The 14,093-nt window shown below is 70.6% G+C and carries 13 protein-coding genes; 7 read left to right on the forward strand and 6 right to left on the reverse strand.

Annotated elements, in window-relative coordinates; translation table 11 throughout:
* Positions 1-2 precede the first annotated feature (2 nt).
* Together ACFQVC_RS25725 and ACFQVC_RS25730 are read right to left on the reverse strand one after the other, a co-directional pair.
* The gene (locus ACFQVC_RS25725; RefSeq protein WP_381834845.1) at positions 3-1,097 is read right to left on the reverse strand and encodes a phosphotransferase family protein; all 1,095 of its coding nucleotides are present in this window, start codon (positions 1,095-1,097) and stop codon (positions 3-5) included.
* Positions 1,098-1,140: 43 nt separating this feature from the next.
* Positions 1,141-2,262, reverse strand: coding sequence for an Rv3169 family protein (locus tag ACFQVC_RS25730; protein WP_381834847.1), 1,122 nt, complete (start codon positions 2,260-2,262; stop codon positions 1,141-1,143).
* 208 nt (positions 2,263-2,470) lie between these two features.
* Between ACFQVC_RS25730 and ACFQVC_RS25735 the strand changes: the two genes are divergently transcribed.
* Entirely contained in the window at positions 2,471-2,800 is a 330-nt protein-coding gene (locus tag ACFQVC_RS25735) for a hypothetical protein (protein ID WP_381834849.1), read from the forward strand.
* A gap of 40 nt (positions 2,801-2,840) precedes the next feature.
* Here ACFQVC_RS25735 and ACFQVC_RS25740 read toward each other — a convergent pair whose 3' ends face one another.
* Positions 2,841-4,016, reverse strand: coding sequence for an acyl-CoA dehydrogenase family protein (locus ACFQVC_RS25740; protein WP_381834850.1), 1,176 nt, complete (start codon positions 4,014-4,016; stop codon positions 2,841-2,843).
* Positions 4,017-4,451: 435 nt separating this feature from the next.
* Here ACFQVC_RS25740 and ACFQVC_RS25745 point away from each other — a divergent pair, with 435 nt between their 5' ends.
* The gene (locus ACFQVC_RS25745) at positions 4,452-5,690 is read left to right on the forward strand and encodes a glycoside hydrolase family 18 protein (RefSeq protein ID WP_381834852.1); all 1,239 of its coding nucleotides are present in this window, start codon (positions 4,452-4,454) and stop codon (positions 5,688-5,690) included.
* A 94-nt stretch (positions 5,691-5,784) separates the two neighbouring features.
* On the opposite strand, the gene ACFQVC_RS25750 is transcribed toward ACFQVC_RS25745, so the two are convergent.
* A complete protein-coding gene (locus ACFQVC_RS25750) occupies positions 5,785-6,408 on the reverse strand; it encodes a TetR/AcrR family transcriptional regulator (RefSeq protein WP_381834853.1) in 624 nt (207 codons plus the stop codon).
* A gap of 209 nt (positions 6,409-6,617) precedes the next feature.
* On the opposite strand from ACFQVC_RS25750, the gene ACFQVC_RS25755 reads away from it, so the two are divergent.
* From ACFQVC_RS25755 to ACFQVC_RS25765, 3 genes are read left to right on the forward strand one after another with little or no spacing between them, the layout of a single operon-like run.
* On the forward strand, positions 6,618-7,166 hold the full coding sequence (locus ACFQVC_RS25755) for a DUF6230 family protein (protein WP_381835201.1): 549 nt from the start codon (positions 6,618-6,620) through the stop codon (positions 7,164-7,166).
* The gene (locus tag ACFQVC_RS25760; protein WP_381834855.1) at positions 7,157-8,116 is read left to right on the forward strand and encodes a DUF6114 domain-containing protein; all 960 of its coding nucleotides are present in this window, start codon (positions 7,157-7,159) and stop codon (positions 8,114-8,116) included. The genes ACFQVC_RS25755 and ACFQVC_RS25760 overlap by 10 nt, the downstream gene beginning before the upstream one ends.
* Positions 8,117-8,161: 45 nt before the next feature.
* On the forward strand, positions 8,162-9,118 hold the full coding sequence (locus tag ACFQVC_RS25765) for a hypothetical protein (RefSeq protein WP_381834857.1): 957 nt from the start codon (positions 8,162-8,164) through the stop codon (positions 9,116-9,118).
* Here the strand turns inward: ACFQVC_RS25765 and ACFQVC_RS25770 are convergent.
* Both ACFQVC_RS25770 and ACFQVC_RS25775 read right to left on the reverse strand, forming a co-directional pair.
* A complete protein-coding gene (locus ACFQVC_RS25770; RefSeq protein WP_381834859.1) occupies positions 9,096-9,251 on the reverse strand; it encodes an SCO1431 family membrane protein in 156 nt (51 codons plus the stop codon). The genes ACFQVC_RS25765 and ACFQVC_RS25770 overlap by 23 nt on opposite strands.
* Positions 9,252-9,374: 123 nt before the next feature.
* Positions 9,375-10,724, reverse strand: a complete 1,350-nt coding sequence (locus ACFQVC_RS25775; protein ID WP_381834861.1) for a peptidase C39 family protein — start codon at positions 10,722-10,724, stop codon at positions 9,375-9,377.
* 327 nt (positions 10,725-11,051) lie between these two features.
* Here ACFQVC_RS25775 and ACFQVC_RS25780 point away from each other — a divergent pair, with 327 nt between their 5' ends.
* Together ACFQVC_RS25780 and ACFQVC_RS25785 are read left to right on the forward strand one after the other, a co-directional pair.
* Positions 11,052-11,690, forward strand: coding sequence for a uridine kinase family protein (locus ACFQVC_RS25780; RefSeq protein WP_381835203.1), 639 nt, complete (start codon positions 11,052-11,054; stop codon positions 11,688-11,690).
* 472 nt (positions 11,691-12,162) lie between these two features.
* The gene (locus ACFQVC_RS25785; RefSeq protein WP_381834863.1) at positions 12,163-14,043 is read left to right on the forward strand and encodes an AAA family ATPase; all 1,881 of its coding nucleotides are present in this window, start codon (positions 12,163-12,165) and stop codon (positions 14,041-14,043) included.
* Positions 14,044-14,093 lie beyond the last annotated feature (50 nt).

A 14,093-nucleotide genomic window follows, 5' to 3' on the forward strand; every position in this document is an offset into this window, starting at 1 on the left:
CGTCAACTCCCGTAGTCGCCCTGCACCATGGCCGCAAGACTGGCGTGGTGCAGGATCAGCTTGTCCGGGTCATCGGGCACGACGGCCTCACCGAAGTGCACCTGCCGGTAAGCGACCCGGAGCATCACGATGGCCTGCCTGAGTGCGGCGTACAGGACGTAGAAGTCCATGGCGCGCGGGGTGTGCCCGGTCAGCTCCGCGTAGCGGGACTCGATGCGGTCGCGGCGCAGGAATTCGGGCAGCCCCGGCTGGCCGAAACTCACCGTCAAGTCCTGGAAGAAGCGGTGCAGATAGACCGTCCAGCCGAGGTCGACCTCGCGCGGGGCGAGCGCCGCCATCTCCCAGTCGAGCACGGCCGCGGGGGTGAACCCGTCGTAGATGATGTTGCCGATACGGGCGTCGCCCCAGTTGAGGACCGCGTCACCTTCGTCCTGCGGCCATAGCTCCATGAGCCGGTCGAAGGCGCTCTCGATCAGCGGCGAGCGCGGTCGCCCGTCCACCACCCAGGCGTAGTAGGCGCGTTGGGACTCGACGTGCCGGTGCAGCGCGCTGCCCTCGCCCGGCAGGGCGAGGAAACCGGCCTGCTCGACGGGGCAGCGGTCGTGCAGTTCGGCGACGATCCGCACGGTGGCGTCCTCGAGTGCGGCCCGCTCCGCGTCGCTCGCGGCGTGCAGCCAATTACCCTCGTACGTATAGGGCATGACGTCCGGCGGCACCCTGCCCTCTTTGCGTTCCATCACGAAGAACGGCGCGCCGAGCGGTCCCGGGTCCTCCTCGAGCCACAGCACGCGCGGCACCGGAAGTGCGGTGTGTTCGGCGACCAGGCGCATGGTGTCGTACTGCCGCCTCATGTCGTAGACGGGGAAGATCGTGTACGCGTCCGGGTCGGCGGCCACCCGCAACGCACAGGCCCGCAGGGGCGGTTCGGGGTGCTCGATGTCGAAGAGCAGGGTCTCGCTCGACATGCCGTTGGACTCGGGCACGGTCACCCCGGTCGCCTTGGCGCCGGGCAGCCGGGTGCCGAGCCAGGCGGTGAGGCGGCGGGCGAGCTCCTCCGGGTCGCGGGTGCTGGTACGCGGACGTGGTGCCGTGGCCATCGTCGAACTCCCTTCGCGGGCGGGAAGGTTGAAAGCGTGCCGTTCAGGGGGCGACCGAGTCGAAGGCCGTGAAGCCGCTCGGGTCGTGGCGGCCGAAGCTGCCGTGCTCGAAGATCCCGTACCCGACCTGCCCGTCGAGCGTGAAGCGGGCGGCGTGGTCGGTCACCCCGTAGGCGGCCAGGGGATGGGCCGACGGGTCGGAGAGATCGTAGGCGCGCCGGTCGGTCCAGCCGCGGCCGCGCCAGGTGCCGTGCTGCCAGTCGTCGGCCGGCGGGTATCCGGCGCCGACGGCGAGCGGTGACGAGGCGAGCACCCGCACACCCAGCTCAAGTGGCTTGCGGGCGGGGTCGGTCAGATGGATGACGGCGCTCTCGGGGTGCCGGGTGCCGGAGCGGTAGCGGATGTCGGTGTGCGGCCAGCCGAGCTGGATATCGCGTTCGCCGTTGCGTACGAGCAATGCCTCGTTCAGGGTGCGGTGGCCGTCGGCGTCCTCCTGCGCGATCACCATCACGAAACGGTCGTCGAAGCGGACCGGCACCCAGAGCCAGTGGAAGCCCTCGGGCCGGTGCTCCTCGGCGCCCCGGCCGCCCTCCTCGCCCGGGATCGGCCGCACACCCCAGCTGCGGTCCCGGGTCGCCGTCCACTCCCCCGGGCCCACGGCGATATCCTCGCCGCCGATGTGGATCGTGCCGCGCACACTGCCCGCCTGCACGAAGCGGCGGCCCTCCAGGGTGAGCCGGTCACCGCGCCGCTGGACGTGGTGGGGCTCCCACACGGCCGGGAAGTCGGCGCTCCAAGTGATGTCGTACGCAAGGGAGTCGGGGCCCTCCGGCGCGCACTGAAGGCGGATCTTCTTCAGGGGCTGTTCGACGGTGATACGCAGCGGGCCTACGGCGAGATTGTTCATCCGGTCGTCGCCGAGGGCGTCCGATGCGCGTACGGCGTGCAGGGTGTCACCGACCCGCAAGGTGGCGTAGGCGTCGATCACCCCGGCGTTGGGGTACACCCCGAGGCCGAGGATGAGCAGGGCCCGGCCCTCGTGGTCGAAGACATGGAAGATGCAGCGGTCGTAGGCGTTGCGGTCACCGGTCGCGACATGCTTCATCGACAGCGGGACCTGGTGGATGGGGTATTCGTCGAGCGGCACCGGGCGGTCGTCGGCCACGGCACACCTCCCTGGGCACACGGCAGTTGGGGGCGCGCGGAGGGATGCGGGCCCCCGGGCGGCGAGAGATGACGGTACGTCAGTTTCTGTGCGGGTGGCCATACTCGTGTCAGCCCCTGCCGCAGCGCGCGCCCGGCGCGACGGCCGTGAACGCACGCGCGAATCCCGGTGGCGGTAACCCCAGGGGCATATGCAGCGTTGTCCGGGTATGACCGCCTTGCATGAAGCGATCGGCAGGCGCCGACGCACGCTCTACGTTCCCGCCCCCGAAGAATCGGTTCAGCAGTCGGTTCGCCAGGCCGACAACGGACGCTCCGCCGCCCCCGCCACCCCTTCCGACCCGCCCATCTACCGCGCGCTGGTGCACCACTGGGCGGCTCGCGGCATGACGCTGCCGGGCAGTCGTGACCCGGAGTGGGCGAGGCTCGCGGCGCCCACCGTCCGCACCGGCCAGTTCGGCTCGACCACGCCGTTCAACTACCGTCCGGCGCACGGCGTTTCAGGGCTCGAGTCGCGCGCGGGGGCGGGCGTCAGGTGACCACCGGGGGCGCCGCCACGCCCCGGCACGCCCCCGGTGGTCAGCGGCTCTCGGGCCCGATCAGATGGCGGGCGATCACCATGCGCTGGATCTGGTTGGTGCCCTCCACGATCTGCAGCACCTTCGCCTCGCGCATCAGGCGCTCCACGGGGAAGTCGAGCGTGTATCCGTAACCGCCGAGCACCTGCACCGCGTCCGTGGTGACCCGCATCGCCGTGTCCGTGCAGAACAGCTTGGCCATCGCGGCCTGCCGCGAGAAGGGCCGCCCGGCGTCGCGCAGCCGCGCCGCCTCCAGATACAGCGCCCGGCCCGCCTCGATCTGGGTGGCCATGTCGGCGAGCATGAAGCGCAGGCCCTGGAAGTCGGCGATCGGACGGCCGAACTGACGGCGCTCGGCGGCATAGGCCACCGCTTCGTCCAGGGCCGCCTGGGCCACGCCGATCGCGCAGGCCGCGATGCCGAGGCGCCCCGAGTCGAGGGCGGACAGGGCGATGGCGAAGCCCTGGCCCTCCTCGCCGATACGCCGGGCGTCGGGGATACGGACGCCGTCGAAGTGCAGCTGGGCGGTCGGGGACCCCTTGAGGCCCATCTTCCGCTCCGGCACGGCGGCGCTCAGACCCTCCGCGTCACCCGGCACCAGGAAGGCCGAGATGCCCTTGGCGCCCTCGCCGCCGGTGCGGGCCAGGACGGTGTAGAAGTCGGCGACGCCGCCATGGGTGATCCACGCCTTGGTACCGGTGAGCACCCAGTGGTCGCCGTCGCGCTCGGCCTTCGTCCGCAGGGATGCCGCGTCGGATCCCGAGGAGGGCTCGGAGAGGCAGTATCCGCCGAGCAGGCCGCCGCCGAGCATCGCGGGCAGGAACTCGGCCTGCTGCTCCTTGGTGCCGTAACCGGCGAGGGCGTGACAGGCCAGGGAGTGCACGCTGACGCCGAGGCCCACCGTGAGGCGGGCGGCCGCGAGCTCTTCGAGTACCTGCAGATAGACCTCGTACGGCTGGTCGCCGCCGTCGAACTCCGCGTCATAGGGGAGGCCGAGCAGGCCGGACTCCGAGAGCAGGGAGAAGACCTCGCGCGGGAAGCGGCCGGCGTCCTCCTCCTCCGCGGCCCTGGGGGTGACCTCGCGCTTGACGAGCTCACGGACCAGGACGAAGAGATCACGGGCCTCTTCGGTGGGCAGCTGACGCTCCACCGGCTGGTGCGGCGCATGCTCCGGCATGGGGGGCTCTCCTCCTTGTCGGCGCGGCGAACGCTCTCGGGTCGGGCGGCGCCGCCGAAGACTGACAACAGGCCGCCGGTGGCCTCGTCGGGTCTCGAACAACGGTCGACCAGCGGCTGTTGGCGCCGAGTATGCCCGATCGGAGGCCGCACGTCATCAGGTTCACGACCGTTCACTTCACTTATTCGGAGTACACCATCCCGGTTGCCGTCGGGCGACCGCCACAGGGGTGCGGAACAGCCGCTCAGAGCGCTTGAGAATTGGTCCGAACCATTGACCGCACTGGTCTAGTCCTCTACTGTTCCGGCGAACGTCTCACCGCGTTCATGTCAACCCATGACCGGGGTCCCGCGCCGGTGACAGGCACGGCGAACCCGGGGCACCGCGCAAGGTCAGCAGCACTTCCCCCCTCTCCCTCCCCCACGAGGAGACACGATGCTCAGACCGCACCGCCCCCGCGCCCGGACCCGGGCGCTGCTCGCCGCGGCGTGTTGCGCCGTACTAGGCGGTGGCCTGCTCGCCGGAGCGCACTCCGCGGGCGCGGCCGGCCAGTCCCCCACCGAGAAGGCCGCCGCAGGATCGAAAGTTGTCGGCTACTTCACCGAATGGGGTGTCTACGACCGCAACTACCACGTCAAGAACATCGAGACCTCCGGCTCCGCCGGGAAGCTCACGCATATCAACTACGCCTTCGGCAACGTCCAGGGCGGCAAGTGCACGATGGGCGACGCCTTCGCCGCGACCGACAAGGCGTACACCGCCGACCAGGCGGTGGACGGGGTCGCCGACACCTGGGACCAGCCCCTGCGGGGCAACTTCAACCAGCTGCGCAAGCTGAAGAAGCTGCACCCGGACCTCAAGGTGCTGTGGTCCTTCGGCGGCTGGACCTGGTCGGGCGGCTTCACCGAGGCCGCCAAGAACCCGGAGGCCTTCGCGCAGTCCTGCCTCGACCTGGTGGAGGACCCGCGCTGGGCGGATGTCTTCGACGGGATCGACATCGACTGGGAGTACCCCAACGCCTGTGGTCTGAGCTGTGACACCAGCGGGCGCGAGGCGTACAAGAACGTGATGGCCGCCATGCGCGGCAAGTTCGGCGACAAGCTGGTCACCGCCGCCATCCCGGCCGACGCCAGCGACGGCGGCAAGATAGACGCCGCGGACTACGCCGGGGCGGCCCAGTACGTCGACTGGTACAACCCGATGACGTACGACTACTTCGGCGCCTGGGACGCCAAGGGGCCGACCGCCCCGCACTCGCCGCTCGGCAAGTACGACGGCATCCCCAAGGACACCTGGAACTCCGAGGCCACGATCGCCAAGCTCAAGGGTCTCGGCGTACCGGCCGACAAGCTGCTGCTCGGCGTCGGCTTCTACGGGCGCGGCTGGACCGGCGTCACGCAGAAGGAGCCGGGCGGCACGGCCACGGGTCCGGCAGCGGGCAAGTACGAGCAGGGCATCGACGACTACAAGGAACTCAAGTCGAAGTGCCCGGCCAACGGCACGGTCGGCGGCACCGCGTACGCCCACTGCGGCAACAACTGGTGGAGCTACGACACCCCGCAGACCCTCGCGGGCAAGATGGACTACAAGAACGCGCAGGGGCTCGGCGGCACGTTCTTCTGGGAGCTCAGCGGTGACACGGCGGACGGCGAGCTGATCAAGTCGATCAACTAGCCATTGTCGTACGTGCGTTGGGGCGGGCAGTCGGATGACTTCCCGCCCCTTTCCGTGCCCCGCTTCCTCGCGCGACCAGACGGCAGCACCCTCGTCACGTCACGGGCGCCGGGTACTCCGGGGTGAACTCCTCGATGGTGCGCAGGGTGTTGCCCAGGGTGCGGACGAGGAGTTCGCGCACGGTGTCACGGTCCGGCTCCTTGCGGCCGAGCCAGTCGAGGGTGATGCCCTCCACGCCGCTCATCCAGCCGATCAGGGCGAGACGAGCGAGGGCCGGGATCTCGCGGTGGCCGTACGCGCCCTCCGCGATGGCGCCGAGCAGCTCCTCGCGGACCGCGTCCCGGATCGCCAGGACCTGCGAGTCGAAGCCGACGCCGCCGGTCACGATGGCGCGGTACGCGGCCTGGTGGTGCTCGGCGTAGCGCAGATAGCCGTCGACGGTGCGGTGCACCCGCTCGGCGCGCGGCAGTTCGGTGTCACTGCCCGCGCGCGCGACGAGCCCGGCGACGGAGTCCTCGACGATGGCCAGGTAGTAGCCGCGTTTGGACTTGAAGTAGTAGTAGATGAGCCCCTTGGCCACACCCGCCTGCCGGGCGATGTCATCCATCGACAGCGCGTCATAGGAGGTATCGGCGAACAACTTCCGGCCAATGGCGATGAGTTCGGCGCGCCGCACCTGGGAACGTTCGGTGCCGCCACGCTGTTGACTATTATTCAAATTGCGCCCTAGTCTCCAACTGCCACGGGATGGCCGCAGTATGGCAGAACACCACGCCACCTGCGCCGACACAGCCCGCAGGCGAGTAGTGACGCACTCCCCCTTACGCACAAGAACGACGTACGGGAGGAACAGTGAGCGCAGCTAAAGACCAGACGTCCAAGAGCGTTGTGGGCAGAACCAACTGGAAACGGACCGCGGTCGTCGCCATGCCCGCGGTCCTCGCGGTGGGCGCGATGGCCTCGGTGATGGCCGAGGGGGCGCTCGCCGCCTCCTTCGCGGTCTCCGGCACCAGCTTCCAGGTGTCATCGGGCAAGCTGAGCAGTCAGGGCCTGTCCTCGTTCGTGCAGACGGACCGCTCCGTCGACGGCAAGGGCCATCCGGTGGCGCTGCTCGGCATCGGCGACGCGACCCTGACGGACATCTGTCAGGCGGCCGAGGTCAAGACGCCGCTCGGCACCGTGGTGTTCAAGCTGACGGCCGGCGGGCAGGCCGGCAATGTCACGGCGAGCAACCTGGTGATCGACGGCGAGGACCTGGTGGGCGACGCCCGCTTCGGCACCGCGCAGATCGGCCGGGACGCCTCCACGCTCGACGAGGTGGAGGGCATCAAGGGCGAACCCGGCAAGTTCGGTCTGCAGGCCGGTGACATCGAGGTGTCCGCCGTGCGGTCCAACGCGTGGTCGGCCACCGGCGGCAACTTCCGGCTCAAGGGCATGAAGGTCGACGTCAGCCTGGACGGCAAGAAGTGCTTCTGAGCAGCCTGCGCGAGGGCGGCAGGGGCTGGCTCGACGCGCGCCTCCCGATGCCCGAGGCGCGCCGCACCCTGCGCAAGTGGCGCCGCACCCGGCCGTTCTGGGGCGGCCTGCTGCTGATTCTGGGCGGTACCGAGCTTCTGCTCGTACCGCTGTCGCCGCTGACGGTCCTGGTGAGCCTCGGCCTCGGCGGGATCGCGGCGATCGGCATCGGGCTCGGCCTGGTCGCGGCCGGGATCTTCCTGTGGCTGATGCCGCACGCCCGGCACTACGTCAGCATCAACGCCCTGATCCTGTCGGTGCTCTCGTTCGCCGCGACCAACCTCGGCGGCTTCCTGGTGGGCATGGGCCTCGGCATCGCGGGCAGCGCCATGGGGTTCGGCTGGACGCCGGTCGACCCGGACGAGGAGGAGACCGCCGAACTGCCCTCGGTACGCGACGGACAGGGCACCCGCACGCTCGCCGTGCTGCTTCCCGTGGTGCTGCTCGCGGCGGTCTTCGGACCCGGCGTGAGCAGCGCCAGGGCGGCGCCGTCCGGCGGCGTGGTCGCCCCGAACACCCCGCCGTCCGTCACCACCACACTGTTCGCGCCGCAGGGCTTCACGATCGCCGACGTACGCGAAATCCCCACCGCCAAAGGGCCGTTGAAGGTCATGGTCCTGCGCATGAAGGCCGCCTCGCTGACCGACTACCGACTCAACACGCGCGACGGCCGTGGCGAACTCGCCCTGGGCGCCGACACCTTGGAGCTCAGCGGCGATGTGACGCTCTACCTCACGAAGTTCAGCGGCTGCCTGGAAGGCCTGCTGTGCCTGACCTTCACGCCGGACAAGCTGCCGGTGCCGCCGGTGGTGCCGCCGTTCGTCTTCATGACGGAGGTCAAGGCCGAGCAGGCGCTGGTCACTTCGGACGAGATCGTGGCCGGCGGGCTCACCCTCAAGGCGTCGGCGTAACCGGCAACGACCGGGAACAACCGGGAAAGAGAAAGGGGCCGCAGCGTGATCCAGATCCAGGCCGCCCTGTTCTGGGCGTATGCGATCGGCGCGACGTTCGCCCTGTCGGCGGGACGTCAGCTGCAGATCTGGGAACGTCTGAGCGTCGGCGAGGGTCCACGCACCCGCAGCCGCGTCGCCAACCCGTATCTCACCCTGACCCTGCTGTTCGCGGCGATCCTGCTGGTGCCGACCGGGCTCTTCGTGCTCTGGCAGAACCCGTCGTGGGCGACGATGCAGGTGGCCGGGGACCGCGAGGGCATCTGGGCGGGATTCGTGCTGTTCTACGCGGGCGGCATCCCCGTCGCCACGCTTCTCGGCTTCCTCGCGGCGCAGGCCCTGGTGCTCGTGGGTGCGGGCTACTGGGCGTATCTCCAGACCGTGGGCGGCTACTTCCTGGTGTTCGGGACGCTCGTCCACGGCTGGGACGGCCGCGGCTACGAGCGGTTCTTCGCCACGAGCGACGAGGACTTCGCGAACTGGCCGAAGGACTCGGTGGTCAACAACATCCTGGACTTCCTGACCTCCGGCACCTTCCTGGCGCTGCTGATCTTCGGGGCCGGGGTCATCGGCACCATGCTGCTCACCGAGATCGGCTGGCTGATGGAGGGCTGGTCGCTGCCGGGAGCGGACGAGGACCGCAAGGTGCCGAAGCTCCTGGCCATCGCGATCGCCGCCGCGGGCGTCTACGGCCTGCCGTTCCTGGGCGCGCTCACCGCCAGCGCCCTGATGCGTCTGCTCGGCGGTCTGCTCGGCCTGCTGCTCTTCGCCGTGATCGCCGGGGCGGTGCTGCTGCCGAAACGGTCGCCGGTGCGCTGGCTGTACGGCCTGGTGGGCATCCCGGACCGGCACTGGCGGGCGTCGGGGGACGCGGCGAAGGGGCCGGCCGTCACCGCGGATGCCGCGGTGACGGCGGGTACCGCGGTGACAGGTACCGGGGTTACAGCAGACCGGCCTGGGTGACGAACATGGCGAGGACGACGACCAGGGTCCAGCCCAGCACATGCTCGAGGATCTTGGGGCCGTCGTCCTTGGGGCCGCCGGTGCGGGCCCGGGCGTGGCTCCGGGCGTCGGCGGTGGTGGCAGAAGCAGTCATGGTGCTCGCTCGCAAAGGTGGTCTGTCGGGCAGTGGTCCCCCCACTGACCCGACCACAGTGCCAGTCGCGCCCGGCCCCGTGGTAGAGACGTACGTCACCCGCCACGGGGCCGGACGCCCCGCTCAGCGCACCCCGACCGCCGCGAGAGCCTTGAGCTGCGCGGCATTCGGCTTCGCCGGGAAGTACAGGTAGCAGACGCCGCCCGTGCCCGATGTCACTTTGCCCTCGGCGTTGTAGCGCTTGGTGCGCAGCCAGATGTTCTCCCACTCGCGGCGCTTGTAGACACGGCGCACGGCCGTGTTGCTCGGCGACGCCGGGTCGTTGGCGATCACGTCACCGCTCTTGGTGAAGCCGATCACGGTCATCAGGTGTCCGGCGGTGCCGTAGCCGGCGCCGGTGAGTTCCTTCGCCAGGAACGACTGCGACGTTATGGCCGGGATACCGGCGGCGATCAGCGTCTCCAGATCGGTGAGCGACCCGAGCCGGGTGACGACTCCCTGCATGTCCTTGTACGTCGCCGCGTAGGCCGCGTTGAACGGCCAGTTGCCGCAGCCCTCGTACTGGTAGTCGAAGGTGAAACGGGCCGCGTGGCAGACCTGCGGGTCGGCGAAGTCCGGGTTCACCCAGGCCAGGTCCTCGGCGGTGGGCTTGCGTCCCCAGTACTCGAGGATCATCTGCGAGGAGGTGGGGCTGCACCAGGCCTCGCCGCCGTTGTCGTACTCCGGGTACTGGCCGATGTGGGTGTTCTGCGAGTAGCGCGGGACCTTGAGCTCCTTGGCGAGGCCCGGCTTGGAGGCGGGCACCGTGAAGCGGTCCGGGATGTCGGAGCCCATGGCGCCCAGGCGCCACACGGTGGGCGTGGCCGTGCCGCCCGGCTCGCGGTAGAGCGTGAGCCGCAGCTGGTAGGCGGCCAGGCGCAGGCCCGACGCGGTGTCGTCGATGGCGAAGGTGTCGGTCCAGATGGAACTCTTGCCGTCCTTCTGGCCGTCGACCGAGGTCCGCCGGATCGTGGACGTGCCGCCCTCGCGGTCGTCGCCCGACGTCCAGCGCCCCATGACGTACCAGGGGCTCTGCTTGCCGTCGCTGTAGGTGCCCCGCAGCTCGACCTGGAGCCAAGTCCCTTCCGGAGTACGGGCGTTCCAGGAGGCGATGGCCTCGGTCGAGGGGTACTTCAGCCGGTGCACCGGCGAGGTCCACGACGCGTACTCCCACGTCGCCGTCCGACCGGTGTGCGGGTCCTTGTACTCGGTGGTGCCCGCCGGGGCGGCGATCTCCACGCCGGGGCGGGTGCCGGTGACGACCCGGGTACCGCGGCCGGTGCCCGCGCTCCAGTCGGCGCCCGATGTCCAGAAGCGGTTGTCGACCCGGCGTGCGGCCGCCTGCACGGCGGCGCCGCCGGACGCCGCTGCCGGCGGGCCCGCCGACGCGGCGACGGCCGCCCCCGCGGCGACCGCCACGGCGGCGGCGAGCACGGATCTGCGGGTGGTACGCGGAGAGGCGGGGCGAGGAGAAGCGGGCTGAGGACCGGAGGAAGGAGAGCCGGAGTGGGAAGGACCGGGTGGGAGGGTCATGGCAGGGGCCCCTAGTCGAGTCGGCGTCGGGTCGCGTCCGGCCGGCGGTCGGTTCCGGGAGTCCGGGCGGCGTACGGCGTGAGCGGCAGGTGCATGACTGTGGGCCAACTATCTCCGGTGACGGCGGGCCTGTGCCAGCACTTCGACCCGCGTCCCGGCACCAATATTGGCCTGTACCACTGGAGTGACCTGCGGCGGCGTGGCGGCGGCGCCCGTAGCCTTGAGGCGATGGACCACCTCACCGAGCTCTCCGCCCTCGCCCGTGACCTGCTCTCCCTGCCGCCCTCCTGCGGGCCGGTCAGGCTCGTCGCCGTGGACGGGCACGCGGGCTCCGGCAAGTCGACCTTCGCGGACGGCCTGGCGGCGGCTCTCGGGGGTGCGCCCGTGGTGCGCCTCGACGACATCAGGAGCCACGACGAGCTCTTCGCCTGGACGGACCGGCTGCGCCGCGAAGTGCTCGCACCGCTCGCCGAGGGGCGCACAGCGCGGTTCTCGGCCTACGACTGGAACGTCCGCCGCTTCACCACCGAGCAGACCGTGCCGCCCGCGCCCGTCGTCCTGCTCGAAGGTGTCGGCGCCGGACGGCTGGCGCTGCGGCCGTATCTGGCGCATCTGTACTGGATGGACCTGCCGCACGACGCTTCCTGGGCGCGCGGGCGCCACCGGGACGGCCCGGCCCAGGGCGACTTCTGGGACGGATGGGAGCCGGCGGAACATCGTCATTTCGCCGAAGACCCCACGCGGGAACGCGCCGACTCGCTGGTACGCCAGTGTCCAGAGGGATATGTGGTGCTGCCGGGACGTGATGAGGCGTCTTCGTCCCCCCAAGCCATCACGCACCGTGACGACCCGTCGGCGAAGCGCTGAGCGGCCGGAAAACGCCGTCCACCAGTCCCCCAACTCGGCTTGACCCAGGGGTCGTACAGGACTTACGTTCTCAATGTGCGGTCATTCGAGACCGCACCACAGACGCGAAGCCCCCGGTTGTTCCCCCGTGATCGGGGGCTTCGTTCTGCCCTTTGTCCCCTTTCGCGAGCGCGCCCAGGCGTGGATCGCTCACACTGGGTCACCGCCCAAGTCCCCCCGCATACGGCGCTCTTCGCGCTGATGACTGGCGCGGCACCCTACGGCCGACCCCTCCCTCGCAGGTACGATGCCTCTCGGTGCGACCTTACGGACGGCTCTCGGTGCTCCCTCATGCACGGCGGTGGTCGGCGCCGGTCAACTCCCGTCCGTGGCACGACGGTTCGGTTCTTCGGCGGTCATCCGGGCCGGCGGACGCCACCGGCGGGCACACGCCCGGCGGCACACCACGGGGGCACGGTTTGTGGGGGAACGGATGACACAAGGCGCCTTCGGCCCGCAGGGCACCTCGGCCCCGGCCGACCTCGCCTGGCTGCGAGGGGTCGACGCCTACACGATGGGCGCCTATCCGCAGGCCGAGGAGGAGTTCCGGGCAGCGGTGCGCATGGACCCGGGCATGGCCGACGGCTGGCTCGGCCTGCACGCGCTGCGGATCGACACCACGACAGCGCTGTTACGCATGTACCGGCACCGCGAACGCTTCGGCGAGCAGCGCGCCCGCCACCGACGCACCCTCAACTCCTGGTACTGGCTCGGCTGGTGGGTGCAGCCCGTACTCGAATCGCCGCGCGATCTGCTGCTCGCGCACGCCTCGCACTGGCTCGACGGCCGCCATGTCCCCGAGCTCGACCGGGCCCTGGCCGGACTGCCGCCCGTCGACGCCGATCCGCAGGTGCGCTTTCTGCACGCCTGCCGCGCCTATCTGGTCAAGGACTGGGAACAGCTCGTACGCCACACCGACCCGCTGATCGACGACGCGGTGCTCGGGATCGAGGCCGGGCTCTTCGGCGGGATGGCGCGGGTCCGCCTGGAGATGTTCGGCCAGGCCGAACCCCTCCTCTCGGCCGCCCTGATGCGCTGCCGCAGCGAGCAGCCCCAGCGCAAGGAGCTGCGCTACTGGCTGGCCCGCGCCCACGAGGGCACCGGACGCAGCGCCGCCGCACTCCCCCTGTACCGCGCCGTGCACCGCGTCGACCCCGCCTTCATGGACACCTCGGCACGGCTCGCCGCCATCGCGGAGTACGACACCTTCGACGGCACCGACGACCCGGCCGACCTCACCTCGCTCACCCTGGCGGGCGGCGGCCAGGACGCGCTCGACGGACAGGACGCGCTCGACGGGCAGTACGGCGCCGAGGGCCTCGATGTGAAGATCGGCACCGAGCCGGAGGGGATGACGCCTGCGCCCGAGGCCGACGCGGTGCGCGAGAAGGCCGTGATCCCCGTGCCGCCCCCGCAGCTGCCGGCCGGCTCCGCCGATCCCGTACTGCTGCAGGAGGCGCTCGCCGAACTGGAGCGGATGGTCGGCCTCGAGCCCGTCAAACGCCAGGTCAAAGCCCTCTCGGCGCAGCTGCGGATGGCCCGTCTGCGGGCCGGTCAGGGCCTGCCCGTCCAGCCGCCGAAACGCCACTTCGTCTTCTCCGGGCCCTCGGGTACGGGCAAGACGACCGTCGCGCGCATCCTCGGCCGGGTCTTCTACGCTCTCGGACTGCTCGGCGGCGACCATCTGGTGGAGGCCCAACGCGCCGATCTGGTCGGCGAGTTCCTCGGCCAGACCGCCGTCAAGGCCAATGAGCTGATCGACTCGGCGATCGGCGGGGTCCTCTTCGTCGACGAGGCGTACGCCCTGTCCAACTCGGGCTACAGCAAGGGCGACGCGTACGGCGACGAGGCGCTGCAGGTGCTCCTGAAGCGGGCCGAGGACAACCGGGACCACCTGGTCGTGATCCTCGCCGGCTACCCGGAGGGCATGGACCGGCTGCTCGCCGCCAACCCCGGCCTCTCCTCGCGCTTCACGACCCGCGTCGACTTCCCCTCGTACCGGCCCCTCGAACTCACCTCGATCGGGGAGGTCCTCGCCGCGGAGAACGGCGACGTGTGGGACGAGGAGTCGCTCGAAGAGCTGCGCTCCATCAGCGGGCACGTGGTGGACCAGGGCTGGATCGACGAGCTCGGCAACGGCCGGTTCCTGCGCACGCTGTACGAAAAGAGCTGTGCGTACCGGGACTTGAGGCTCTCGGGCTACCCCGGCGCGCCCACCCGCGACGACCTGGCCACGCTCCGGCTGCCCGATCTCATGCAGGCGTACGGCGAAGTCCTGTCCGGGCGCGGGCCCACGGCGCCGCCACCGATGTAGCGGACACAGCCCGGGGGTGGTGCCCGCCGTACCAAGGCGGGCACCACCCC

The sequence above is a fragment of the Streptomyces monticola genome, assembly GCF_042665355.1.
In the GTDB taxonomy this organism is placed as follows: domain Bacteria; phylum Actinomycetota; class Actinomycetes; order Streptomycetales; family Streptomycetaceae; genus Streptomyces; species Streptomyces monticola.

Bases quoted from the DNA above. Each gene is read 5' to 3' on its own strand.
- ACFQVC_RS25740 (WP_381834850.1), bottom strand. From the start codon at position 4,016: ATGCCGGAGCATGCGCCGCACCAGCCGGTGGAGCGTCAGCTGCCCACC.
- ACFQVC_RS25785 (WP_381834863.1), top strand. From the start codon at position 12,163: ATGACACAAGGCGCCTTCGGCCCGCAGGGCACCTCGGCCCCGGCCGAC.
- ACFQVC_RS25770 (WP_381834859.1), bottom strand. From the start codon at position 9,251: ATGACTGCTTCTGCCACCACCGCCGACGCCCGGAGCCACGCCCGGGCC.
- ACFQVC_RS25745 (WP_381834852.1), top strand. From the start codon at position 4,452: ATGCTCAGACCGCACCGCCCCCGCGCCCGGACCCGGGCGCTGCTCGCC.
- ACFQVC_RS25780 (WP_381835203.1), top strand. From the start codon at position 11,052: ATGGACCACCTCACCGAGCTCTCCGCCCTCGCCCGTGACCTGCTCTCC.
- ACFQVC_RS25735 (WP_381834849.1), top strand. From the start codon at position 2,471: ATGACCGCCTTGCATGAAGCGATCGGCAGGCGCCGACGCACGCTCTAC.
- ACFQVC_RS25725 (WP_381834845.1), bottom strand. From the start codon at position 1,097: ATGGCCACGGCACCACGTCCGCGTACCAGCACCCGCGACCCGGAGGAG.
- ACFQVC_RS25755 (WP_381835201.1), top strand. From the start codon at position 6,618: ATGCCCGCGGTCCTCGCGGTGGGCGCGATGGCCTCGGTGATGGCCGAG.